We start from the raw sequence: 24,849 nt of genomic DNA, 5'->3' as shown, positions 1-24,849 counted from the left end.
TCTCTAAGGAAACTTTTTATCGTGTTGGGCATCCTAACGGTTCTTCTATCCTCCTTTGTTTTAACGTTTCACAACGTTACTGTCCGAGTTTTGTTTTCAGAACATCTCGTACTAGGTTTATTTTTAGTCGGTGGATACGTTAAACCGGATTTGCAGAATTCCTTCTTGCTGATGTTCATGCGAATGCTGCTGGTGGTTCCACTCATGGCATCTTTATCATTCAAGCTATATCCATCTGCTTGGACAGAACTCCAAGACTTGTTCACTCGCAACCGTAGGGATGTTCTAATCCAAGCTCTTGGCTGTGGAGTGCTGATGTTTGTGTATATTGCCTCACTCTACATTGCTATTGGCTTGATTCCCACAGGTATTGCCTTGACCCTCTTTTTCACCTATCCCGTATTTACAGCACTACTATCTTGGAGGTTTTTTGGCCATCGCCCCACATTGTTCCGTTGGCTGGTAATGGCTATTATTCTGGTGGGAAGCGCTCTCACGATTCCCCAATCTTCTGCTACCTACAGCAGTCATACCATTGCGATCGGTATTTTCGCTAGTTTTGGCGCTGGGATCGTTTATGCCTTTTATGGCATCATTGCTCAAAAATGTTTAGAAAAATTCCATCCAATTCCCTTTACCTGGATCAGTTTTGCCTGTACTCTACTGCTCTCTGGTGTTAGCTTAGTGTTCTGGCCAGGTAAAAGCGCTCAACTTGACTGGACACCCCTATGGATTGGTAGCATATTTTCCGGTCTTGTCAGCTTTCTCGGACACACTTTAAACAATGTGGGAATTCGGATGGTTGGCGCATCTACCGCCTCCATAATCGGCTCTAGCAGTCCAGCATTGACGGCCTTAGTTGCATGGATAACGATTAACGAAACTTTAAACGTGATTCAGAGCGTGGGGATTGGTGTTGTCACATTGGGGATCGCCTTACTTAGTGCAGAAGGCTTTGTAAAATCGCTCAAAATTAGGAGTTGAATTGAGAATTGAAAATTAGGTAATTTTAGAACATTACTTTCTTAATTACGAATTACGAATTACGAATTAAAATATGCCTTTCTCCGCTATCCTTTTCGATCTTGACGGGACTTTGACAGATCCTAAACCTGGTATTACTAGTTGCATTCAGTATGCGCTCTCTGAACTCGGTTACAAACCACCGAATGCTGATGAATTACATTGGTGTATTGGCCCACCACTGAAAGATAGCTTTTCGCAATTACTCAATACCTTAGATAGCACAGTAATTGAACAAGCTATTTTATATTATCGTCGTCGTTTTGCCACAATTGGATTATTTGAAAACTCACTTTATCCCCAAATTACAGAAGCTTTAAAAGCAATTCGTTTTGCTGGTTATAAAACTTTTGTTGCAACTTCTAAACCATATATTTATGCTACGCAAATTATTGAATATTTTGGCTTATCATTGCTTTTTGATGGTATTTATGGTAGCGAGCTTGACGGAACGCGGAGCATAAAAGGTGACTTAATTAAACACATTTTACTAACAGAAAAACTTTTACCCTCTACTGTGGTGATGGTAGGCGATCGCTCCCATGACATCATTGGAGCCAAGCGCCATCAAATCGCCTCAATTGGTGTCACCTATGGCTATGGAACTGAGGAGGAATTAAAAGCTCATGGTGCTGACTTGATTGCCCATTCTCCAAGTGATATTCCCAAATTAATAATTCGTAAATAATGCCACCATCTTTAACACTTTTCCATAGCTTACTTCTCTTTAGTACTGCTTTCATTGCAGGTGGCTTAAATGCTGTAGCTGGTGGTGGAAGTTTTATCACATTTCCAACTCTCATCTTTACAGGTGTACCCCCGATCGCAGCTAACGCCACCAATAATACTGCAATTTGGGTGGCTGCCCTAGCCAGTGCTAGAGCATATCGTCAAGATTTGGGCATCGAGCGGCGAGATTTTTTCCTTCTATGTGGCGTCAGTTTAGTTGGTGGCATGATTGGCTCCATCGCTTTGTTGTATACATCGCCAGATGTCTTTAAAAAGCTGATTCCCTATCTATTGCTGCTAGCAACTGTTGTGTTTACCTTTGGCGAACCGTTCAAAAAGTGGTTGCAGCGTCGAAACCAGAATACATCACCGGAATCTGTACCGTTGTTTAATTTAGCACTAGCTCAACTAGCGATCGCCATCTATGGCGGTTTCTTCGGCGCAGGTATAGGGATTTTAATGCTGGCAACTCTGACATTGTTAGGTATCAAAAGTATCCACAAAATGAATGCTTTCAAGACATTTTTAGGGAGTTGTATCAATGGTATTGCGATCGTTCCATTTCTTTTTGCAGGTGTGATTGCTTGGCATCAAGCTATTTTGATGGCAGTCGGTGGCTCTCTTGGTGGTTACTTAAGTGCCCATTATGCTCGTAAACTTGAACCGCACTTAATTCGGAAATTTGTGATGATTGTTGCTTTTAGCATGACTGCCTACTTTTTTATTCACGGTTAAAAACTGGGAACTACTCAGGGGTGATGTATGGAAGCATCAAACAAATCACAAGTCATTTGAAAGAGTGCATAATCGGGAGCATCTCACTTTTGTAAAAATACATGTGTCCTGGCGAATGGAACTCGCGGCTATACAGACAAAACCCACCTACGTGGGTTTCAAATTCTTTAAGTCCGCGTAGGCGGACTTCGTTTGTGTAGCCGCGATTTCTAATCGCCTGGTATATTTGCATTGCCAGTATGAGTTTCAAAACTATCACTAGTATTTTAGTTAGATATTAGCTGCCAGAAAAGATAGTCAGTGGCGATAATACTAGCTTTACCTGATTTCAAATTTTGTTAGGTTTGCCATTATTACTCTCCAATGTTTTTGAGTTGTTTAATAAAAAAATCATTAATGGGGATGCCCACAATTTTGTAAAGTATTTTCAAAACGCGTTTCAAACACTCTCTTATGACCGTTTTCATCTAAATAACGCACTTTTAAATTAATAACTATGACATCGCGAGCATCATATCCAAATATACGATCTAAAAATGAAGAATGTCGAATCTCGTAAGGGCCACCGGGATTTATAGAACAGCAGTCTGGATTTTGTTTGATATATTCATCAAAACTTGCATACTTGATGTAGTTGTAACTGCTTCGTCCTAAATCTGTTCGCTCATTTTGATAATCAAAAACCATTCCAAATCTCTCCTCATCGCTGAGATAACGCATTTTGGCAAAGCAGAAGCCTGAATAATTTAAGCTAAAGTATATGCTTAAAATGGTTATTGGTAAGCCGATGAAAAGGAAAATAGCTAAAACACAGGTGCGGTGCATTATTGTATTTGTGGGAATTTACATAGTTCTTCAGCCAAAACATCTTTCGGTCAAATCTCGCTACTACCTAAAAGATTTGTAGGAGCCGTGATAATTGGGTTGTCTCGTTCCAGCGGAGGCTAGGAACGAGATTTGAAAAGGATTAAACGTTGGTTGTAGAGCTAACTTTTGCTTGGCTATGCTTCAAAATATCAGGTGCATTTAATTTTTTGAGTATAAAACCTAGCTGCTAAAAGAGCCGCACCTGCTACTAAAGTTGCTAGTACACTATCAGGTTCAGGTACGGCAGTAACTTGAGCATCAATTCGTGCAGTTCCAGCAAACAAACCGGTCAATTTAGAGTCGCCTAATATATCAGCAAACTCTGGAGAAATCAACAATTGAACATCAGGGATGGTTAAATTTTGGCCATCAAATGCCACAAGTCCCGGAGTGTTCAAATCAAACAAAATTGTATTTAAAGAAAATGTGTCTCTTAAAACAAGTCCGCTGGCACCTGTGACAGTACGTTCTGGAGCAAAACCGATTGAAAAGTCACCAACAGTAATTTGATTGTTGAATGTAACAGTACCAGTATGCTCGATTGTACCTGAGAGCGGAGTAAAACCGCCCTTGTCACTGAACGTGAAGTTAGTAAGCGAGTCGATGTTGAAGCCAACTAAATAATTGCTAGGAATTGGTGCAACTGTCTGATTAGTACCTGTCAAGTTTAGCCCAATACTACTAAGAATCTCTTCGTGATCGCGATCGATGCTGGTGACTCCAGATATCACTTTAAAAGTTGCAGCTTCTACCTGTATGGGTGCTATTGAGATAAAAGCTGCTGTCGTACAACCAAGAATCCCTACAAACTGAAAAAAATGCATATATATTTCTGATGATCTTCGTAGTTTATTTTACATAAAAAATGTCATTTATTAATCTATAAGGTCAGAAATTACTGCTAACCAACTATTCTCAAAAGTTAAGACTAGGCAAAAGTCTAGTTAATAGCAAAATTCCAATCATATAGTTACAAATGCAAAATTAACTAAGCGGGTACAAATAAAAATTACTACTCAAAATAAGGCGTATAGCTTAATTTATAAAGCATTAAGTAGAGAAGATGAAAAAAATATAGTTACGTTTAATTATGTCCAATCTAAATTATTTATGAGCCAATTTTAAAATCCCTCTCCCAAGGTTAGGAGAGGGATTGAGGGTCAGGGTTTTTGATTCATGCAAGAAGTCTAATTAGGCATTTGCAGACTCTAGCTGAGAACCAAAGAAAGCTGATTTATTATCGCCGATTTACTTCTTAGTTCACAAACTTGTTCTAATCCACCAGCTTATTTTCTCCAAATTAGGACCTATTTCCTGCCAAAAGCTTGCTGATGAGTCTGTTTCTCTTGTTGCTGCGAGTATTTTATCTATACTGTCGAAGTTTTTTTGAATCAACTGCTTATCTAGTTTAGGAATATCTAATTTCAGATATTTCAAACGGTTGGGTAACTCTACTTTCTCTTGTGTCGGCAAGTGGGCAATCTGAGCAACTTGTTCTAAAATTTTGTCTACTGATACAATTATTTCTTGCAAGGTGGGCTTTTTAGTTTGTAATTGTAAATCTTTTTCTTCAAAGGCTTCTTCTTGATTACCTAACTTTACTAAAACTATTTTGACAAAGAAAATATTGTAATCTACCTCACTAACTTCACCCACTTGCTGATAATATTTTCCACTTTTATTTATAACTACTATGTCACCTTTCTCAATTCTGTTGTTCATAATTTATATAGCCTAGTATTAAATTACTAAATAATCTCCTCTACAGAAAATACTACTCTAAAGCCACAAACCCTCAGTCCACCGTCTGACTCATTCCAGCTACGGCTAGCGCTGCGACACAGTTCTGCACTGAAACTCCAAGAACCACCGCGTAGCACCCGACGATTTATATCACCGCCAACTTCCCAAGCTGTTCCATCTAAGGGTGCGTCATTGTAATTGTTATGCCACGAATCAGCACACCATTCCCAAACTAACCCGTGCATATCGTACAATCCAAAGGCGTTGGCGACTTCAAAACTACCGACGTTTGTTGTTTCTTTACGGAATTTGCTTTTTGGTTCCATAGTGCAGCTGACTAACTCAGAGGTAATCGTTTCGCCAAAGTGGAATGAGGTTGTAGTTCCAGCCCGACAAGCATATTCCCATTCCGCTTCACTTGGTAAACGATAGTCGCGTCCAGTTTTTTCTGATAGCCTGAGACAGAATTCTACAGCCTCATACCAAGATACATTTTCTACTGGTCTATCTAAACCTTTGAATTTCGATGGATGGGGATTTAAAGCTTGTTTGACTTTGGGTAAAGCTGCTACTACTCTCCACTGTGCTTGAGTTACAGGAAATTTCCCCATAAAAAATGGTTCAACGGTAACTTGATGTCGAGGACGTTCGTCAGCATCTCCTTCAAATTCTGGTGAACCCATCATGTAAGTCCCACCAGGAATCGATACCATTTCTAATGTGACAGACTTACCTAATTCTTCAGCAAAGAAGTTTGCATTACAGTTCATGCGGTTTACTTCTCTACCACCTGTGTCTACTGTCACTACGTTAAATTCAAAGGTTTCTAATGGGGGTAATGGGACGATTACTTTTTGTGGTAGCGGCGGTAATATAGGTTGAGGCATCGAAACAATTTTTAAGGCAATAGGTTCAATGTTCGATGTGGCCAACTCTACATCGTTGATGACTTCTACTGCTGTTTGATACCTTTCACTCGGTAGATGTTTGAGTAATTTATCTAAAATTTTTCCTAATTCGTCGCTGATAGTAATACCTTTTTCTTGTAAACGTTCGCGCCACAACCACTTAGCGCTCATGGCATCATAAATAGGGTCATTAATCTGTCCAGAAGCATCCTGCAAGGGCAAACATTGAGTTAAAAGACGCACACAAGTTACGCCCAAAGCATACAAATCACTGCCGTGACAAGCAAATCCAGCCATTTGTTCTGTTGGGGCATAGCCAAGGGTATAAATTACTGTAGCTTGTCTTCCGATACTGGTTTGTGTTACTTGTTTAGCACCGCCAAAGTCAATTAATACGGGTTTTTCATCACTTGCACGGCGGATGATATTTTCTGGTTTAATATCGCGATGAATGACGTTATGAGTATGAATAAATTGCAGAACTGGCAATAAATCAGCTAAAAGTTCCCAAATTTGTTGTTCGCCATAAATTTGTTGCTGAACTTCTTGTAAAAGAGTTTTTCCTTGAATAAATTCTTGTACGAGATACAAGCTAGTACCTTGTTCAAAATAAGCTAGTAATCTGGGAATTTGCGTATGATTTTCTCCCAGTTCATACAACCGAAAAGCCTCTTCTTTGAAAAATTCTGCGGCTTTAGTGCGTTGTCCTGTTCCCTGAAACTGCGGGAAAAATTGCTTGATGACGCAAGGGGCGTTTAGTCTGTCTACATCTTCTGTAGCATAGGTTCTACTAAATCCACCTTCGCCTAATAGTCTTAATACGCGATAACGGTTTCTGAGAAGTTTACCAAAGTTGCTTTGTCCGCAACTCACGCAAAATCTATTGCTATCAGAGTTGAATGGATTTGAGCAATTGGGATTTTGGCAGATTTGCATAATGAGGGGGAAATAGCATCTTCTCCAAAGTTAGCCCCAATATTATCTAATTGAAAACAGTTATGTAGAGAAGCGAACACGGAAGTTGATTTATGTGCTTAAAACTATCTTTCACACGAGGGCATAAGAATGAATAAATTATATTTATTGACTTATCTATACGATGACGTTGTGTTAGCAGAAAGTACGGCACATTGCCATAATATTTGGGCGTTAGGCTTGCCGTAATGCACCCTCAATTTTAATATAGCTGTTGTTTACTATCTAAAAAAGTTCACGAAGAACGAAATCACCTACCTATAACTTTTATTGCCAATTGCGACTATTATTTAAAAGTTTTATTTTCTCCAGAAGCGCGAATTAATTCCGCTACAAGGGCAACGATCGCAGATACTAAAATTAACATGACACTCAGCGCGTTAATATCAGGTTTAACTCCGCTTCTAATGCGGCTAAAAATTTCCATTGGCAAGGTGTTAGAACCACTACCAGCAGTAAAACTAGCAATAAGAAAGTCATCTAGGCTAAGAACAAAAGCCAAGAGACAACCAGCGACAATCCCAGGCATTAATTGAGGTAGCAATACTTTGATGAAAGCTTGGGTTGGTGTTGCACCTAAATCTAGTGCTGCTTCTTCTAAGTGTGGATCTAAATTAGTCAGTCGGGAAGCAACCACAAGTCCGACATAAGCCAGACAAAACACCACATGGGCTGCAACTATTGTCCATAAACTCAAAGGTATCGCAAAGGCTGCTAGACATACTAGGGTAGCCACTGCGATCGCAATATCGGGAATAATCAATGGTAGGTAAGCAATACCCCGATACAATTTTTTACCAGGAAATTCGTAACGCGCCAACCCAACTGCCATCAAGGTTCCCAGTACTGCGGAAATTGCCACGGCACAACCAGCAACTATCAGACTGTTTTGCAAAGCTGATAAGATGCGATCGTCACTGAACAACTTACGATACCAATCGAGAGTGAATCCTTGCCAATTTGCACTGTAGGGTGACTGATTGAAGCTATAAAAGCCAAGTACTAGTATGGGCAGGTACATGAACACAAATATCAACAGTGAGAAAACCGCCTGCCATGAGACACGCGGTTTTTTGAGAGATGGAGAGATATTCACGTTTATTTTATATATATTATTGATAGCAATATAAAATAGCATATTTTATGCAATAAGTCAATTACGATTTAAAATTTATTTATCGAACCGCAGAGGCACAGAGAACGCAGAGATTTTATGAGTCATTTTAATGTGATTCTCGCTTCTCTACGAGACGGTGCGCGATCGCTCGAATTCAAAATTCAAAAAGGGATACAAGCCCCTAAATTTATGAGGCGTTCAGGAGGTCGAAAAAAGACGAAAAATAACCCCTAAAATCAAGCAATAAAATTAGGCAGATTTCAACATAACACAACGAGCGGAACGGTTCGGGTTAGATTTTTTGCTTTTTTTCATACAAATTTAAAAGTCAGGTTAATTTTACTTTTAGGAACTTGGATAGAAATTCTCATAAAAATTGCTACTTCTGATTTCAAAGTAACTACTTTACGAAAATTTACCTTTTCTTCGGCTAGAGATGATCCTTTAGAGTACGGAAAGCCGCCCAAAGAGTGTCTACAGACTTTATTCTTTAATTAACATTTTAAAATTGTATGATTGATGTCTATAAATAGAGCTTTTTCAGTCAAAGCTACCTTTTAATGACAGTTTTTGATGATTATAGAAAGTTTCTGTTTAGAAAAAAACTTCTATTGAAAACTAATATAAATAACATAAAAATTAATAAATCAGAATACAGCTACCTCTTTAGGAGTGGGTAATTTCCGTACTAGGATAGACAAACAATATAGAAGGTACAGCTTAAGATTTAAGGGAAATTGTTAATAAGTTTAGTATCTGAAGTTACTTTCTGATGCCAAGGTGGATAAATTACAAGCACTAAAACAACAGAAATAAAAAACTTCTAATTCAAGTTTTATTTTTTAGGAGGTTTGTGATGAAAATTGCTCAATTAGCTCCACTGTGGGAGAGAGTTCCGCCTCCAGCTTATGGTGGCATAGAGTTAGTAGTAGGGTTACTGACCGATGAGTTAGTCCGACGCGGACATGAAGTAACTTTATTTGCATCGGGAGATTCTATTAGTCTAGCAAAACTAACTTCAGTTCATCCCCGCGCTCTCAGACTCGATCCTACTATCAAAGATTACGGCATTTACGAGATGCTGAATCTAGCTTCGGTGTACGAACGCGCAGAAGAGTTTGATATTATTCACTCCCATATCGGACATGGGGCGTTGGCTTACGCAAATCTGGTAAAAACTCCTACGGTTCACACGTTGCACGGTATTTTTACTCCTGACAACGAAAAGATGTTTAGTTTTGGTAAAAAACAACCCTACATCAATATTTCTGATGCACAACGAGAACCACGGTTAGGATTGAACTATGTAGCGACGGTTTACAACGGGATTGATGTCAGCAGTTATGAGTTTCACTCCCAACCAGAAGCTCCTCCTTACTTAGCGTTTTTAGGTCGGATGTCTCCAGAGAAGGGAGCGCACTTAGCTATAGAAATTGCCAAAGAAACTGGTTGGCATTTAAAAATGGCAGGTAAGATTGATGTCGTTGATGTGGAATACTTTGAGAAGGAAATTAAACCACATATTGACGGAGAGCAAATTGAGTATCTGGGTGAAGCTAACCATGCTCAAAAAAATGCCCTAATGGGAGGTGCAGTAGCAACTCTATTCCCCATCACTTGGCGGGAACCATTTGGATTGGTGATGGTAGAGTCAATGGCTTCTGGTACGCCAGTGATTGCGATGAAATTGGGGTCTACTGAAGAGGTAATTTCTCACGGCAAGACGGGTTTCCTCTGCAATAATATTCAAGAGTGCATCAGTGCCATCGATCGCGTCATCGAGTTAGACCGTTATGCTTGTCGTCAGTATGTCGAAAACCTTTTCAGCGTTGAACACATGACCGATGGCTATGAAGCGGTTTATCAACAAATAATCGCAGAACGATTTTCTCAGAATGGGCGCTATCGCAGTTTGGTTGATTTAGCTAGCTAGTAATCTTACAGCCTTGGCGAATAGAATTCGCGGCTACACAAACATAGACGCTTTGCGGCTTCCCGCAGGGTAGCCCACGGAGGTGGGCTAATGCAAAATCAAGCCTTTTATCAAAAAAATCGCTATATTTACCAATTAGCAATTGCTAAAAGTAAATAAAGACTGCTACCAAATTATGCGATCGCTCCATTTTCCCAACATTTTAGCACTCACTCCTGGAACTCTTTCTAAGTCTTGTAAAGATGTAAATTTTTGCTGTTGACGACTAATAATTATTCGCTGCGCTAATTTTTTACCCACGCCAGGGAGAGTTGCCAATTCTTCTAAACTTGCGGTGTTGATATTGACTTTTTGAATTGCTTGTACTTCACTTGATGAAGAAGTTTTTATCTGAGGACACCGTGTTTGTTCTAATTTAATTTTTTCTTGAATTGCTGGTGGTAAACCGGGTTTGACTTTGGTATAAAGACGAGCGAATTCTCGCATATAATGGGCAGCAACTATCGGATTTTCAATCACTACAAGCGTCTCATCGTTACCATTATTAGCAGCATCTGACCAATTATGAGAGCCTGTAATTACAGTTTGACTATCAATAACACCAAATTTGTGATGCAATAAATCGCCTTTGGGTAATACAGGTACACCTACGGTAGTGATTGGATTTTGCCAAGGATGATTGTCAACTTCATATTTACATTTGTTACTAAGAGCAACCCCCATCATATCTAAGGCTTCGCTATAAGGGCGGTAGGCGAATTGTGGTTCAATTAAAGCGCGAATTTGCACGCTTTGTTGATGGCGTTTTTCTACAATATTGGCAAGAGGTTGTTCGGAAAAGACAAATAAGGCCATGTCAATAGACTTGGTTGCTGAACCTAAAGTTTTACCAATTAAACCGTTACTACTGTTACTCCAAGGTTGAGTTGGAGAAGTAGGCGAAAATTGCACAGTAATTTTGGTATTACCTAAAGTTATTTGTTTAGGTAAACGTATCGGCTTTTGCAAACCAAATCGACTATCTGGTTGACCTCCCGGCCCGTCACCCCACATAATATTAAACTCTTCTGTAAATAAAGCAGCTAATTCTGGGCTGTCAATCTGCAATAAGTTATTAGCATTGCCTAAACTACTAGAATTTGTAAAATCACCCGAAGTATCACTTAATGTAAAATTAGCTGAAGTGATAATTACTAGGCGATTGTCCACAATCACAAATTTATGATGCATCAAGCTGCTACCCGCTGAACCATCTGCTCGATCGTCTAGCCAGGGAATTTTGGCATTCTGCAAAATTATCAAAGCATCTCTTTGATTGATTTCTGCCGGACTAAGTTGATTATCTTGATTAATATCGATAAATTTGCGAAATTCATTGTAGCGTTCCTGTTCTCTTTTATCTAACTTACCTACTTCAGCAGATGTTAAGCTACTCCAAGGTCGGCTATAGATATTTTCTAAAATTATCCTGACTTTTACCCCAGCTTTTTGTCTATCAACCAATGCTTGGGCAACTTTGGGTAAACGTAATTCTTGTACCGCTATATCTACTGTAGATTTAGCTTGTGTAATCGCATCCACAATCTGTTTTTCTAAATCATCCCCCAGGCGAGTTTGCTGACGGTAAGCTTCTTGGTATTCTGAAGACTCAGAATGGTTAAAGTAAGCTTGAATTAACGGGTCTTGTGGTAAGGGTGCTGGACGCTGATTATAAGACTGGACTCGTTGACAACCAGGGAGGGAGAATATCAGTAAAAAGATATATAAAAAATATCTTTGTCTAGAGATAAGTTGCACTGTAATCTGTTAAAAGTGGATTGGGAGTGGATATATTTATCATTCCCAAAATTTTGTGTTCTGAATTAAGTAGAGAAATAAGTTTCCAAGTCAAGGAAAAAATTCACTGCTAGATGTAAAATTACAGATATTTTTTTTCAGGATTTGTTCACTAAAACTGTATATGCTGACAAATCCGCAGTCTATCACCAACGTGTGTTCTCACTATTATCGGTTTTATGCAAATTTATCTAGATTACAGCGCCACTACTCCAACTCGAAAAGAAGCGATCGCAGTTATGCAAACAATCCTCACTCAACAGTGGGGCAATCCCTCCAGTTTACATGAGTGGGGACAACGGGCGGCAACGGTTGTAGAACAAGCCAGAGTCCAAGTTGCTGGTTTAATTAATGCCGCTACCCCTGAATCGATTGTTTTTACCTCTGGTGGCACTGAGGCAGATAATTTGGCGATTATGGGTGTGGCTCGGTTGTATGCTGTACCTCAACATCTAATTATCTCCAGCGTTGAACATTCTGCAATTTCTGAGACAGCAAGGTTGCTAGAAATGTGGGGTTGGGAAGTTACGCGCTTGTCTGTAGATGTTAAAGGTAGAGTCAATCCCTTAAATTTAAAAGCGGCGTTGCGACATAACACAGCCTTAGTTTCTATAATTTACGGTCAAAGTGAAGTTGGGACTGTGCAACCGATCGCAGAACTGGGTAAAATTGTGCGATCGCATGGTGCTTTGTTCCACACAGATGCGGTGCAAGTTGCGGGACGCTTACCCATAAATGTGCAACAACTTCCTGTAGACTTACTTAGCCTTTCCAGTCATAAAATATATGGGCCGCAAGGTGCAGGAGCGTTATATGTGCGTCCTGGTGTGGAGTTAATGCCCTTGCTGGGTGGTGGTGGGCAAGAAATGGGACTGCGTTCTGGTACGCAAGCAGTACCGATAATAGCGGGGTTTGGTGTAGCAGCAGAATTAGCAGCCGAAGAATTGGCTACAGAAACACCACGATTGATTGAATTACGCGATCGCGCTTTTGCCCAATTAGCTGAGATTCCTGGTTTAATCCCTACAGGGGATGTTTGCGATCGTTTACCTCATCATGTCAGTATGTGCTTAGAAAACGCCGATGGGGAAAAACTTAGCGGTAAAACCTTGGTGCGACAGCTAAACCTTGCAGGCATTGGCATCAGTGCTGGTGCTGCCTGCCACAGTGGTAAACTTAGTCCTAGCCCGATACTTTTAGCGATGGGCTATTCGGAAAAAGCCGCTTTGGGTGGAATTCGCATCACATTGGGGCGTGAGACGACGGAAGCTGATATAGATTGGACAGTGATGGTGTTGAAGCAAGTTTTGCAAAGGCTGACACCAAATTTATCTTTAGTTAAGCGTTAAAACAATTGTAACAAATCGCATACCTATAGGAATACTAGCTACATTATGATATAAGTATCCCAAAATAGGATAAAATCAGAGGTACTCAAGTTTCAGAGCCAAGTAAACCAATAAATGAGTCTATCTAACCCAGAACCGAGTTCTCTCAAGACTTTAAAACGCAAGGCTACCAGCACAGTTGGTCGTGGAAAAGTAGTCAACCTCAACACTAACTTAAATTTTTCTGCATGGAATGATGAAAGTGTTGCTCTATATATGGGTGATAGTCTCGAACATTACAACAATTGGGAGCAGCCTACAGTCATCGTTTCAGATGGAGCTTACGGTGTTCTTGGTTTTGAAGGAGATACTTCAGATCATATTGATTTACCTAATTGGTATGAACCTCATATTGAAGCATGGTCAAAAGCAGCCATACCATGCACAACACTATGGTTTTGGAATTCAGAAATTGGCTGGGCTGTTGTGCATCCAATTTTAGAAAAGCATGGTTGGCGTTATGCTAATTGTAATATTTGGAACAAAGGAAAAGGTCATATAGCAGGGAATGTTAATACAGAAAAAATTCGTAGATTTCCTGTTGTTACAGAAGTGTGTGTTCAATATGTAAGAGAAGTTAAAGTCAAGGAACTGACCCTGAAAGAATGGTTGTTAAAAGAGTGGAAACGTTCTGGATTACGACGACGACAAGCAAACGAGGCTTGTGGTGTAGCTAATGCTGCAACTAGGAAGTATTTCGATCAAGGACACTTATGGTATTTCCCTCCTCCAGAGATGTTTGAGAGGTTAGTGAACTATGCAAACGATCATGGAAATCCAGAAGGAAGACCTTACTTTTCTTTAGATGGAAACCAATCTTTAACAGGACAACAATGGAGTAAGATGCGCTCAAAATTCAAATGCCCTTATGGTTTTACAAATGTTTGGGATCGACAAGCTCTACGGGGCAATGAAAGAGTTAAGATTCCTTCTGGAAAAGCACTACATCTTAATCAGAAGCCTCTTGATTTGATGGGCGTTATTATTGAAGCTTCAAGTGATGAGAACGATGTTATCTGGGAACCTTTCGGAGGACTATTCAGTACATCTCTAGCAGCACGTAAACTGAGACGAAAAGCTTACTCTTGCGAAATTGATCCAGATTATTTTTATTATGGAGTGCAGAGATTTAATCAAGAAGTTCATCAATGCTCGCTTCTCTAATCTCTAGATAATCTTGTAAAAATTTTTTGATTCTGTCTTCTCGATGACTTGATAGCAGCTTATTCCATTGACTAACTGTAATACTAGAAACTTCAATATTATAGACACGCTGCTTAAATTTTTCAATACCTGGATGCACAATTCTGTCCATCTTTGCAAAATTAGTATCCAGTCTGTATTTATACCGGATCAATAGTTCACGTAGAAGGTGCTGATATTCTCTAGTTGGTTTATAGATTTTTCCTTCAACACCCCATGAGTCAACTATTTTTTTAGCTTCTAATAACTCTTCAACAGATCCTTGAAATTTATAACCGCTAGTGTTTGTCTGCTGTAAATTTGCTGTTCTTTGAGTTGTATCTTCTGGCTCCAAAACAATATAATCTGGCGGATTATGATAATGAGTATCTCTAGCTAAAGCTACAGACAAACCAGAGACAACACATACATCAAGAATACGAGGCTTGCCATAGATAATTTTCTCCGGCAACCATGCCAGCATAGCAACATAGGTTTGATCGTACTTAAAATGATTTTGACTGTCTTTAAAGCGTGCTGTTATTTCTGTTGCTAATGGAAACCATGCTTTAATTTCTAATCCTGGTGTCGGTTGAACTTTTCCTACAAAAATAGTATCTGGAAAACCTGGATCTTGTCTCTGCCAGTTTCCAAAGTCAGAAAATTCATTTTGTTTATTCAAAAATTCTACTGTGTTAAATTCGATTAAATTTCCGAGTAAGGGTGAAAGCTTTGAAATAACTTTAGCCAAGTTTAGTGCTGCATCTACAGTTACAGGCTTAGATATATCTAAAACGTCAAAAATATGACCCGATAAATTATCTATATACTGAGATGCCAGCCTGATTACATCCTGTGTCTTCATACCTCTTCCTCACAAGATGCTTCAGATATTCCTTGTTCAACTTTTCTGAGAATATCGCAAGGATCTATACCGATTACGCGAGTAACTAATAGAAACTCAATTACATCTAACCGCCGTTCACCATTTTCGTATTTGGCTACAAAAGATTGTGGCTTTTTCAACGATTTAGCAAGAGTCTGTTGAGTTAATTTTGCTTCCTTACGAGCCGCAATCATACAGCGACGGAATATTTCATAGTCTTGGCTGAAAACAAATTTCATTGTGCCTTGGCTTTAGCACTATGTATACGTTGAACACAATAAACCCGATTTCGGATAATCCCAAAATAGGATATTTTTAGATGTCTTAGCCTAGTGCGTCACCTAACAGCCCATCGTAGACATCACAGTTCTTATGCAAGTTCCTGAGTAAAGGCGATATTTATGCAGTTTGCGATCGCATCATATAATATTATCAATAGAAATCAGCATTATGAGTATTATCGTCTTCGGCAGCATAAATATAGACTTGGTAGCAACAACACCCCGGTTGCCAGTCGCAGGAGAAACGTTGCTAGGAGAAGAATTTTTTAAAGTTTCGGGAGGGAAAGGAGCCAATCAAGCCGTAGCATTAGCAAAATTGGGCATTCCTACCCAGATAGTAGGGCGTGTAGGTGCAGATGATTTTGGTAAGGAACTTGTTAACAATTTGCAAACATCTGGTGTGCAGACTGATAACATTTTTGTGGATAAAACTGTTAGTTCTGGAGTCGCTATTATCACCGTGAGTCAGACTGGTGAAAATCAAATCGTCGTTATTCCTGGTGCAAATGGGCGCGTCAATCAAGAAGATGTAGAGCAATTATCCCACTTATTACCAGAAGCTACAGCACTACTTTTACAACTAGAAATTCCGATTACTGCCGTGATTGCTGCTGCTAAAGCCGCAAAAGGTGCAAATATAAAAGTAATTTTTGACCCCGCACCCGCACAGTCTAATTTACCAGATGAATTGTATCCATTGGTTGATATTATTACACCGAATGAAGTTGAAGCAGCGCAGTTGGTTGGTTTTCCTGTGAATGGAGAAGAACAAGCAGCCAAAGCTGCTGCGGTTTTATTACAACGGGGCGTGAAATGTGCGATCGTCAAACTGGGTGCTAAGGGTGTTTTTTGTGCTACTGCTGAAGAAAAGTTTTTTGTACCTGCGTTTTCAGTTCATGCAGTTGACACAGTAGCCGCAGGCGATGCTTTTAATGGTGGTTTAGCGGCGGCACTTTTTGAAGGACTTTCCTTACATCAAGCAGTTGTTTGGGGTGCAGCAGCGGGTGCTTTGACAGCAACAAAACCAGGCGCACAAACTTCGCTACCTGATAGGTTTACATTTGATGCATTTCTTCAGGAAAGGGGAATAAGCAGGTAAAATACTTACCTGATAGGGATTGGCAGAAATATCAGTGCAAAGCTTCTGAACGATGTAGGGTGTATAGCAGCAGAAATGCAGGTAGGAAAAGTGAGGAATTAAGTATGGCACTATATCTAGACTCCGCGATCGCATCGGAAGCTGAAGTTGTTAAGCTTTGGGGATGGGTAAAAGGTATCACCACAAATCCCACGCTGTTATCTCAAAGCGATACTCCACCAGAAACCACGCTCAAAAAATTGGTTGCCTTGACAAATGGCCCGTTATACTATCAACTTATGGCATCTGATAAAGCTGGGATGCTAGCTGAAGCTAGAAAAGCTTTCGAGATTATTGGTTCACAAACAATTTTGAAGATTCCCGCAACACCGTTAGGATTTGAAGTGGTGGCGAGTCTCTCACCAGAGATTACCTGTTCGGTGACAGCGATTTATAGTGCAGCACAGGCAGCAGTAGCACGGGAAGCAGGAGCTAAAATTGCCATAGCTTATGTAAATCGAGCTACCCGATTGTTAGGTGATGGTATTGCTTTAGTGCGGGATATGGCTAGCGTACTCAAAGGTAGTGATACGGAAATCTTGGCAGCTAGTATCAAATCTCCTGAAGAAGCAGCCGCATCGTTGCAAGCCGGGGCGAATCATTTAACTTTACCATTGGCAATGTTGCAGGCGATCGCAACTCATGAATTCTCACAAAAAACCGTTGAAGAATTCGCGAAAGGAGGCATTGGTTTAAGTAATTCGTAATATTTCGGCTCCTTTCGACTTCTCTACGAGACGCTACGCGTTAGCGGAGCTTTCGCTTTAGCGATACGCTCAAGGCAAGACGCTCAATACAAGTTCGTAATTCGGATGTGTTCAATAAGTGAATTTAGCTAAACTATAAAAATCAAATTTACTCAACATCTCCAAAAATGTGAATACCGCAGGTACTTGCAGGGCATTAGATAAAGTTGCAGTTGCAATTACTCTTTCAAGCGGTGCAGGTAAACTGTATACTTGTACCTTTGGGGGAATGGGTACAGCTGCTAAACGAGGCATAATAGCTGCTCTTAATCCTTGATTCACCATGCTAACGACTGTGGAATCTTCTTGAATGTCGCTAGCAGTATGGATTGGAATTGCTAAAGTCTTCAGGTGGTTGTGAAGAATGCGTCCACAGGGAGTACAAGGAAGTAAAACCGGCGGATAGGCTGCTATGTCTTCCCAAGTAATTTTCGGACTGCTAATTTTGGTATCTGGTGGTAGTAAAGCTATATACTCATCCCGAAAAATTTCCCAGGTTTCAAATTCTTCACCAGTTGGCAGACAGGTAATACCAATATCGGCACGTCCATCATGCAAACACTGCTCTACATCCGTGAAAGCAGCACACTCTATGATTGTGACAGCAATTTCTGGGAATTGATTGTGAAATTGGGCGATCGCTTTTGGTAATAGATGAGTAGCGACGCTCCGAAAAGCCGCAATTCGCACATGACCACCGTGTAAACCTTTATGTAGGTTTGCTTCGTGTTGCATCATCTTTAGATGCTGCATTGCTTGACGCGCATGATACAAAATACGCTCTCCAGCTGGTGTCAGCACAGCACCGTGACGACCTCTCGCAAATAATGGTACACCCAATTCTTCTTCTAGGGTGGCGATCGCATGACTAATTGCAGGCTGGGAAAGCTGCAATTCTAAGGCTGCTTCACTAAAGTTACCACGATCTGCTACTGCAACTATGGCTCGGAGTTGAGAGAGTTTCATAGGCAATTGATGAGAACAAGGGTATACACATCCTGACTTTATTGTGGCAAAAAGGTTGTATTAGTGATTTTTCATATCTATAAATCCTATTTATAGAACCTATGCAAGCCATGATTTGATTCCTAATTGAGATGTTGTTACTGTTTTATTTACTGAGCAACTTTCAGGAATAATTTTATGAACAATAACATTAGGTGTCTATCAAAAGAAGATATAGAAATAAATTGTAGTCCGTCATTCCAGAAAAAAATCCACTCAAACTTCTGGAAATCTCTGCATCTGATTTGGGAAAATTTTGTCAAAAACCTCCTAGCAGATCCTAATGAATTACAAGTTTGGCAAAAGGTTGACCGCCACGGTAATATCTATTGGCAAGCTTACGACCCGGCGACCAGAAAATATTTTTCTTCAGGTTCCGAAACTGATGTGTTTATGTGGATTGAACAACTTTATCGGTATTAAAAACATGACACAACTTACTTTGGTAATCGGCAACAAAAATTATTCATCTTGGTCACTTCGTCCTTGGTTAGCGATGAAGCAATTCGGTTTGGAATTTAATGAGATTCGGATTCCTCTTTATAACCACCCAGATTATTCATTGAAAATTCGGCAATATTCGTCATCAGGAAAAGTACCTGTGTTATTGCACGATAAACAAACAGTGTGGGATTCTCTCGCTATTTGTGAATATCTAGCTGAAACTTTTCCAACTTTGCAATGGTGGCCAAAGGATAAGGCTGCAAGAGCATTAGCCCGTTCTATCAGTGCAGAAATGCACTCAGGATTTCAAAACTTGCGTCAGAATATGCCAATGAACTGCCGTACTAAATATCCTGGGAAAGGTTTAGAACCCGGCGTACAACAAGACATTGACCGCATTACTACTATTTGGCAAGAATCACGTCAAAAGTTTGGGACTACTGGCAATTTGTTATTTGGTAATTTCACGATTGCTGATGCGTTTTTTGCTCCAGTTGTCCTGCGGTTTATCACCTATGATGTGGAGTTAGATCATGTTTCTAGAAATTATGTGGAGTCAGTTTTGGCACTTCCAGCAATGCAAGAGTGGATAAATGCAGCAAAAAATGAGACAGAAATTATTCCCCAAAATGAGTTTTAGTGAAGTAGCAAATGGGGAGAACATAAAAGGCAGAAATATTCTAATTAGAGATGCAAACCAAAGGGATATTCCTGCCATTATGGAATTGATTTATTTGAAAGCCCAATTTGATGGTTGTCCTGAATCTGTAAAAGCAACTCCTCAAAAGCTAGAAATTGATTTATTTGGAGAAATGCCTCTTGCTTTTGTTCTTTTGGCTGAGGTTGATGGCGATACTATTGGGTTGGCAACTTATCACTTTATCTATTCAACTTTTTTAGCAATAGCAGAAGAAGGGAAAAAGCCATCAGGAGAACGAGGAAATAAACTCTGCTCAATGGCTCTCAATGCTCTTAAAGGCATAGCATCTGCTGTTACGGATGCTAGTAAACTAGCCGAAGTCTTCAAAACTTATTTGCCTACTCTTGCAAGCATACTGGGCATTTAGGTTTTGAAAAAAGCTCAACAGCTAAAGATAACAGCACTAAATCTGTAATTGGACGTAGAAATTCATGCATTAAGTCTGTAGAAAGATAGGTAATAAAAACTCATAAATTTGATACCTTGGTTGTAGGATAGGCTAAAAATTGCCTACCTTTTTTACCAAGGAATTGCTGATGAATTATCAAAAGCTAGATGCTGCCCTTGCTACAGCACTAAATGATGTTCCAAACTTAGAGGAACCCAGTTTGGCGGTTTTTATACATACCGAATCAGTTTTGGACTCGGCTGCGATCGCTATTTTAGAAAGTTTGGGCGTTAGTAGTGTCACCAGTGGTAAAGATATTTTCACAGCAACACTGTCACCAAATGCCATTTCCCAGTTGTCAGAGGAACCTTGGGTGAAGTATTTAAAGCGATCGCAGCAATTGCGTTTGTTAAATCAGAGGAAAAGTTTAGGCAGCTTCAGTGTTTGATCTGATGTGATGTTCCAAAAACAATTCTCTGTTAATTTTTCGGCTATAGCGATCGCCTCCCTATCTTTCATTCCAATTAATACAAATGTTCTATCTTTCTACTTATCAGCCGCACCATCCATACAATACCAGCATTCTCTAAAATTCATCCCAAAGAATCAGATGATCCCCCTTACTTGTGGTGGCAGACAGTCCTAAACTGAGAGTGAGAGTTGAAAGGCAGCTGGGAGAAATTTTGTGAAAAAAGTTTTATCAATCATCCTTGGTGGTGGCGCGGGTACTCGGCTTTACCCACTAACCAAACTACGCGCTAAACCAGCAGTACCAGTGGCGGGTAAGTATCGCTTAATCGATATCCCTGTTAGTAACTGCATAAATTCCGAAATATTCAAAATCTACGTCCTGACACAATTCAACTCAGCTTCCCTGAATCGTCACATCGCCCGTACTTACAACTTTACTGGTTTCAATGAAGGGTTTGTAGAAGTGCTAGCCGCACAACAAACACCAGAAAACCCCAACTGGTTCCAAGGTACAGCCGATGCTGTACGTCAGTACCTCTGGTTAATGGAAGAATGGAATGCAGACGAATATCTAATTCTCTCAGGCGATCATCTCTACCGCATGGATTATCGCCAGTTTATCCAGCGCCATAGAGAAACGGGGGCTGATATTACTCTCTCAGTCATCCCCATTGATGAGCGCCGCGCCTCAGATTTTGGTTTGATGAAAATTGATGATTCTGGTAGGATAATCGATTTTAGCGAAAAACCAAAAGGTGAAGCGTTAATCAAAATGCGTGTTGATACAAGCGTACTAGGATTAACAAAAGAACAAGCCCAAGAGCAGCCTTACATCGCCTCAATGGGGATTTATGTCTTTAAAAAAGAGGTTTTGTTCAAGTTGTTGAGAGAAGGTACAGAAAGGACTGATTTCGGCAAAGAAATTATTCCTGATGCCTCTAAAGATTACAACGTTCAAGCTTATCTTTTTGATGACTACTGGGAAGATATTGGAACAATCGAAGCATTTTATCATGCAAATCTAGCGCTGACTCAGCAGCCCCAGCCACCTTTTAGTTTCTACGATGAAAAAGCACCAATTTATACCCGCGCTCGCTACTTACCTCCAAGTAAACTTTTAGATTGCCAGGTAACAGAATCAATTATCGGCGAAGGTTGTATCTTGAAAAATTGCCGCATTCAACATTCAGTTTTGGGAGTGCGATCGCGAATTGAATCTGGTTGTGTCATCGAAGAGTCCTTACTCATGGGTGCAGATTTTTACCAACCTTTTGTAGAACGCCAATGTAACCTAGAAAAAGGTGAAATTCCTGTAGGTATTGGTACTGACTCGATTATTCGCGGTGCCATCATTGATAAAAATGCCAGTATCGGTCACGATGTCAAAATCATCAATAAAGATAACGTGCAAGAAGCTGACCGAGAAAGTCAAGGTTTCTACATCCGTAGTGGCATCGTTGTCGTGATGAAAAATGCTGTAATTCCTGATGGAACAATCATTTAATAGTTAGGAGTTAGGAGTTAGGAGTTAGGAGTTAGGAGTTAGGAGTTAATGACTAAAAATTCTGATTACTCCTCACTTCTTACTTCTCACTGCTCACTTTTTTTGCTGATTGGTCTTCCAGGAAGCGGGAAGTCAACTTTGGCAAAACAATTACTGACACAATCCCCTCAAATGGCGCTAATTTCTACCGATGCCATTCGGGGGAAATTGTTCGGTTCCCAAGCTGTTCAAGGACCGTGGTTACTGATTTGGCGCGAAATTGAGTGGCAATTTCAGCAAGCTATTTCCACAACTAATACAGCTATTTTTGATGCCACCAATGCCCAACGCCGCCATCGTCGTGAAGTCATTGCTTTAGCCCGTAACTTGGGCTTTACCGACATTAGGGGAATTTGGGTGGATACACCAGTTTGGCTGTGTTTGGCACGGAATAAAAGGCGATCGCGCCAAGTTCCAGAAGAAATTATTTTGCGGATGCACCGTCAACTCCGGGATGCTCCCCCAAGTCGGGAAGAAGGACTAGACAGCCTCAGCCGCTTATCAGAAAAATCGGAGTACGGGAATTGCGATTCCTTGGTGAGCGAGAACCACACTTGATTTTCTATATTTTTTGTTAATTTGAAATCATATTCTTTTTGTTTGGCACCATACCAGGCAAATTAAACATCTCTCTTCTAAAACATAACGGGAATTTCTATAGGAGGCTGGTAGATGGCTGCAACCGACTTCAAAGACTATTACGCTATTTTGGGAGTCAGCAAGACTGCCAGTGCAGAGGAAATTAAACAAGCCTTTCGTAAACTAGCCCGCAAATACCATCCTGATGTCAACCCAAACAACAAACAGGCAGAGGCACGCTTCAAAGAAGTTAGCGAAGCCTACGAAGTTGTGTCAGACCCAGATAAACGTAAAAAGTACGACCAATTCGGTCAATATTGGAAACAAGCTGGTGAAGGTTTCCCATCTGGCGGTGCTGGCCCAGATATGGGTAACTTTGACTTCAGTCAATACGGCAATTTTGATGAGTTCATTAATGAGTTGCTAGGACGCTTTGGTGGTCCTCCCCCTCGTGGTGCGGGGCGCCAAAGTCAGGCACGAAGTCACTCTTACCGCACTTCTCCAGGTACTTCAACCCATTTTAGCAGCAGCTTTAACGATTTTGGGTTTCAAGATGGAGGTGCGGGTAGTACCCAGGATAGTGAAGCTGCGATCGCTCTAACTTTTGCTGAAGCATTTAATGGTGTGAAAAAGCGCTTCAGTTTAGGTAACGAAACAATAGATGTCAACATTCCATCTGGGGCTAAAACTGGTACTCGCTTACGGGTGCGGGGCAAAGGTCAAATTAACCCCATGACTCAACAACGGGGGGATTTATACTTAAAAGTCGAACTTCAGCCGCACACCTTCTTTCAAATGGAAGGCGATAACTTGGTATGCGAAGTGCCAATCACACCAGATGAAGCGACTCTGGGAGCATCTATTGATGTACCCACTCCCGATGGTTCAGTTAATGTCAAACTACCAGCAGGAGTCCGTTCTGGTCAATCTCTACGTTTACGTGGCAAAGGTTGGCCCCTCCCGAAAGGTGGACGCGGCGATCAGTTGGTGAAAGTGGCGATTGTTCCACCAAAAGACCTCAGCCAACAAGAGCGGGAATATTATGAAAAAATCCGGGCTATACGTACTTATAATCCCCGTAGTCATTTGAACCAATTCAGGCTTTAATAAGCAAAAAGAGAATCCCCATAATTAAAATCTCGTCATTACCCACATTTTGGTAACAGTCAAAGTATTATGCTAAACCACATCCTGTCCAAAACTTAAGTTCTGCGGCTTTGAGCTACTGTTCACTCAAGTGGACTTGAATCATGTTCAGGTGAGTGTTTAACCGAACTTGAGATGAATTGTTGTTTAGTCCAGTTAAGAGAACTTGAACTATTAGCCTTGGAATTGTATTTCGAGGCAAAATAGTTCTAATTGGTAAGCTGTTCCACATTTAAATTGCATAATTACGGCGGGCAAGATGCCATTGGTGTCAAGTTAAGCTCAAACTTATACCGATTTGAAAAAAGAATGTGACAGATGTTAAAAAAATAGAGAGGTGGTATTAAGGGTGTGTAATGGCAGGGATAACGCATATCGAGATACAACCCACCTTCCGCACCCTAACTGTCACACATCAACAAAAAGCTGACGTAGTAGTACATAGGAACTAAGTTAGATTCAAGATTCCAGAGACTTAATGAGAACAAGTAGTATTAAGTCTCTTGATTTGGCGAGAAGAGGAAATTTTGTGACGAAGACAGAAAAAAGGAAAAACTTCATAGTGAAAAGAATTAATTGATAACAAAAAGATGAATGAGAGAATTGCAACAGAAGTCGTGGAGAATACTGTTGTGATTTTGAATACCAAAGACATTGAAATTCAGAACATAGACCATTTAGGGATAGTAGCAGGAATCATAGACGCGATAGGATTAGTAGAAACAATACAGCACTTCCGTTAGCTATGAGGTACATCCTCAAATCTGAAAGCTTTGATAGGAGAGGACAAGAAGAAAAACTGTATTGCATAATAGCCGGAAGCGCTGTAAACAAATAACTTTCGCACCTACAGCTTCAATCATTGGCACAATTGAATCTAGTTTATGTGCAGATAAATTATCCATTACTACCACTGCTCCTGACCATAAATGTGGTACTAAAAACTTCTCAACAAATAATTCAAATGCAATGCCGTCCATTGAACCATTCATTGTCATTAATGCAACTACTTTGTTAATACTAATTGCTGCAATTAAGTAGGTCAACCAAAAAAAACGTAAGATAGATAGAGTGCAGAAATCAAGT

The 24,849-nt window shown here is 40.2% G+C and carries 26 protein-coding genes and 1 pseudogene; 17 read left to right on the top strand and 10 right to left on the bottom strand.

The annotated features are described in order from the left end of the window. Positions 1 to 21: 21 nt before the first annotated feature. From RMX69_RS25995 to RMX69_RS25985, 3 genes are all read left to right on the top strand, one after another. Positions 22 to 984, top strand: a complete 963-nt coding sequence (locus RMX69_RS25995; protein WP_289796176.1) for a DMT family transporter — start codon at positions 22 to 24, stop codon at positions 982 to 984. Positions 985 to 1,057: 73 nt separating this feature from the next. Then, positions 1,058 to 1,711 carry an HAD family hydrolase gene (locus tag RMX69_RS25990; protein ID WP_322639157.1) on the top strand — a complete coding sequence of 218 codons (654 nt, stop codon included), beginning with the start codon at positions 1,058 to 1,060 and terminating at the stop codon, positions 1,709 to 1,711. After that, a complete protein-coding gene (locus RMX69_RS25985) occupies positions 1,711 to 2,487 on the top strand; it encodes a sulfite exporter TauE/SafE family protein (protein ID WP_322639156.1) in 777 nt (258 codons plus the stop codon). The genes RMX69_RS25990 and RMX69_RS25985 overlap by 1 nt, the downstream gene beginning before the upstream one ends. Positions 2,488 to 2,880: 393 nt before the next feature. Here RMX69_RS25985 and RMX69_RS25980 read toward each other — a convergent pair whose 3' ends face one another. From RMX69_RS25980 to RMX69_RS25960, 5 genes are all read right to left on the bottom strand, one after another. Next, positions 2,881 to 3,312, bottom strand: a complete 432-nt coding sequence (locus RMX69_RS25980) for a hypothetical protein (protein WP_289796179.1) — start codon at positions 3,310 to 3,312, stop codon at positions 2,881 to 2,883. A 191-nt stretch (positions 3,313 to 3,503) separates the two neighbouring features. Next, complete coding sequence (locus RMX69_RS25975) at positions 3,504 to 4,178, bottom strand: hypothetical protein (protein ID WP_322639155.1); 675 nt, start codon at positions 4,176 to 4,178, stop codon at positions 3,504 to 3,506. A 436-nt stretch (positions 4,179 to 4,614) separates the two neighbouring features. Then, positions 4,615 to 5,076 carry a hypothetical protein gene (locus RMX69_RS25970; RefSeq protein ID WP_289796181.1) on the bottom strand — a complete coding sequence of 154 codons (462 nt, stop codon included), beginning with the start codon at positions 5,074 to 5,076 and terminating at the stop codon, positions 4,615 to 4,617. Positions 5,077 to 5,102: 26 nt separating this feature from the next. Next, positions 5,103 to 6,941, bottom strand: coding sequence for a bifunctional serine/threonine-protein kinase/formylglycine-generating enzyme family protein (locus RMX69_RS25965; protein ID WP_289796182.1), 1,839 nt, complete (start codon positions 6,939 to 6,941; stop codon positions 5,103 to 5,105). Between the two features lie 325 nt (positions 6,942 to 7,266). Next, positions 7,267 to 8,001 carry an ABC transporter permease gene (locus RMX69_RS25960; RefSeq protein ID WP_322639154.1) on the bottom strand — a complete coding sequence of 245 codons (735 nt, stop codon included), beginning with the start codon at positions 7,999 to 8,001 and terminating at the stop codon, positions 7,267 to 7,269. A gap of 192 nt (positions 8,002 to 8,193) precedes the next feature. On the opposite strand from RMX69_RS25960, the gene RMX69_RS25955 reads away from it, so the two are divergent. Together RMX69_RS25955 and RMX69_RS25950 are read left to right on the top strand one after the other, a co-directional pair. Next, a complete protein-coding gene (locus RMX69_RS25955) occupies positions 8,194 to 8,331 on the top strand; it encodes a hypothetical protein (RefSeq protein WP_289796183.1) in 138 nt (45 codons plus the stop codon). A 622-nt stretch (positions 8,332 to 8,953) separates the two neighbouring features. Beyond that, the gene (locus tag RMX69_RS25950; RefSeq protein WP_289796184.1) at positions 8,954 to 10,030 is read left to right on the top strand and encodes a glycosyltransferase family 4 protein; all 1,077 of its coding nucleotides are present in this window, start codon (positions 8,954 to 8,956) and stop codon (positions 10,028 to 10,030) included. A 165-nt stretch (positions 10,031 to 10,195) separates the two neighbouring features. Here the strand turns inward: RMX69_RS25950 and RMX69_RS25945 are convergent, their stop codons facing one another. Further along, positions 10,196 to 11,827 (bottom strand): DUF655 domain-containing protein, encoded by a 1,632-nt coding sequence (locus tag RMX69_RS25945; protein ID WP_322639153.1) that lies wholly within the window; start codon positions 11,825 to 11,827, stop codon positions 10,196 to 10,198. Between the two features lie 218 nt (positions 11,828 to 12,045). Between RMX69_RS25945 and RMX69_RS25940 the strand changes: the two genes are divergently transcribed. Together RMX69_RS25940 and RMX69_RS25935 are read left to right on the top strand one after the other, a co-directional pair. Further along, positions 12,046 to 13,215 (top strand): cysteine desulfurase family protein, encoded by a 1,170-nt coding sequence (locus RMX69_RS25940; RefSeq protein WP_322639152.1) that lies wholly within the window; start codon positions 12,046 to 12,048, stop codon positions 13,213 to 13,215. A gap of 114 nt (positions 13,216 to 13,329) precedes the next feature. Further along, the gene (locus RMX69_RS25935) at positions 13,330 to 14,418 is read left to right on the top strand and encodes a DNA methyltransferase (RefSeq protein ID WP_289796187.1); all 1,089 of its coding nucleotides are present in this window, start codon (positions 13,330 to 13,332) and stop codon (positions 14,416 to 14,418) included. On the opposite strand, the gene RMX69_RS25930 is transcribed toward RMX69_RS25935, so the two are convergent. After that, a complete protein-coding gene (locus RMX69_RS25930) occupies positions 14,384 to 15,301 on the bottom strand; it encodes a hypothetical protein (RefSeq protein ID WP_289796188.1) in 918 nt (305 codons plus the stop codon). The genes RMX69_RS25935 and RMX69_RS25930 overlap by 35 nt on opposite strands. After that, positions 15,298 to 15,561 (bottom strand): helix-turn-helix domain-containing protein, encoded by a 264-nt coding sequence (locus tag RMX69_RS25925; RefSeq protein WP_289796189.1) that lies wholly within the window; start codon positions 15,559 to 15,561, stop codon positions 15,298 to 15,300. The genes RMX69_RS25930 and RMX69_RS25925 overlap by 4 nt, the downstream gene beginning before the upstream one ends. A gap of 211 nt (positions 15,562 to 15,772) precedes the next feature. Between RMX69_RS25925 and rbsK the strand changes: the two genes are divergently transcribed. Both rbsK and RMX69_RS25915 read left to right on the top strand, forming a co-directional pair. Then, positions 15,773 to 16,702 (top strand): ribokinase, encoded by a 930-nt coding sequence (gene rbsK, locus RMX69_RS25920; RefSeq protein WP_322639151.1) that lies wholly within the window; start codon positions 15,773 to 15,775, stop codon positions 16,700 to 16,702. A 104-nt stretch (positions 16,703 to 16,806) separates the two neighbouring features. Continuing rightward, complete coding sequence (locus RMX69_RS25915) at positions 16,807 to 17,448, top strand: transaldolase family protein (RefSeq protein ID WP_322639150.1); 642 nt, start codon at positions 16,807 to 16,809, stop codon at positions 17,446 to 17,448. A 111-nt stretch (positions 17,449 to 17,559) separates the two neighbouring features. Here the strand turns inward: RMX69_RS25915 and RMX69_RS25910 are convergent, their stop codons facing one another. Next, entirely contained in the window at positions 17,560 to 18,453 is an 894-nt protein-coding gene (locus RMX69_RS25910) for a LysR family transcriptional regulator (protein WP_322639149.1), read from the bottom strand. A gap of 177 nt (positions 18,454 to 18,630) precedes the next feature. Between RMX69_RS25910 and RMX69_RS25905 the strand changes: the two genes are divergently transcribed. From RMX69_RS25905 to RMX69_RS25870, 8 genes and pseudogenes are all read left to right on the top strand, one after another. Then, on the top strand, positions 18,631 to 18,915 hold the full coding sequence (locus tag RMX69_RS25905; RefSeq protein ID WP_322639148.1) for a hypothetical protein: 285 nt from the start codon (positions 18,631 to 18,633) through the stop codon (positions 18,913 to 18,915). Between the two features lie 4 nt (positions 18,916 to 18,919). Next, positions 18,920 to 19,576: a glutathione S-transferase family protein gene (locus tag RMX69_RS25900; protein ID WP_322639147.1), complete on the top strand. Its 657-nt coding sequence runs from the start codon at positions 18,920 to 18,922 to the stop codon at positions 19,574 to 19,576. After that, positions 19,566 to 20,003, top strand: a complete 438-nt coding sequence (locus RMX69_RS25895; RefSeq protein WP_322639146.1) for a hypothetical protein — start codon at positions 19,566 to 19,568, stop codon at positions 20,001 to 20,003. The genes RMX69_RS25900 and RMX69_RS25895 overlap by 11 nt, the downstream gene beginning before the upstream one ends. A gap of 169 nt (positions 20,004 to 20,172) precedes the next feature. Further along, positions 20,173 to 20,472 carry a hypothetical protein gene (locus RMX69_RS25890; RefSeq protein ID WP_322639145.1) on the top strand — a complete coding sequence of 100 codons (300 nt, stop codon included), beginning with the start codon at positions 20,173 to 20,175 and terminating at the stop codon, positions 20,470 to 20,472. A 237-nt stretch (positions 20,473 to 20,709) separates the two neighbouring features. Then, positions 20,710 to 21,999: a glucose-1-phosphate adenylyltransferase gene (locus RMX69_RS25885; RefSeq protein WP_289796198.1), complete on the top strand. Its 1,290-nt coding sequence runs from the start codon at positions 20,710 to 20,712 to the stop codon at positions 21,997 to 21,999. A gap of 48 nt (positions 22,000 to 22,047) precedes the next feature. Beyond that, positions 22,048 to 22,596, top strand: a complete 549-nt coding sequence (locus tag RMX69_RS25880) for an AAA family ATPase (RefSeq protein ID WP_289796199.1) — start codon at positions 22,048 to 22,050, stop codon at positions 22,594 to 22,596. Between the two features lie 114 nt (positions 22,597 to 22,710). Next, positions 22,711 to 23,724, top strand: coding sequence for a DnaJ C-terminal domain-containing protein (locus tag RMX69_RS25875; protein WP_322639144.1), 1,014 nt, complete (start codon positions 22,711 to 22,713; stop codon positions 23,722 to 23,724). 629 nt (positions 23,725 to 24,353) lie between these two features. Then, positions 24,354 to 24,491: pseudogene (locus tag RMX69_RS25870) on the top strand (hypothetical protein); the annotation flags it as partial. Between the two features lie 30 nt (positions 24,492 to 24,521). Here RMX69_RS25870 and RMX69_RS25865 read toward each other — a convergent pair. After that, the coding region (locus tag RMX69_RS25865; RefSeq protein WP_322639143.1) for a transposase at positions 24,522 to 24,849 on the bottom strand (328 nt) is incomplete at its 5' end.

It is taken from the genome of Nostoc sp. EspVER01, assembly GCF_034530635.1.
Classification (GTDB): Bacteria; Cyanobacteriota; Cyanobacteriia; order Cyanobacteriales; family Nostocaceae; genus Nostoc.
The sequence above is the reverse complement of the archived record's forward strand: the minus strand, read 5'-3'. Positions and strand labels throughout refer to the sequence as shown.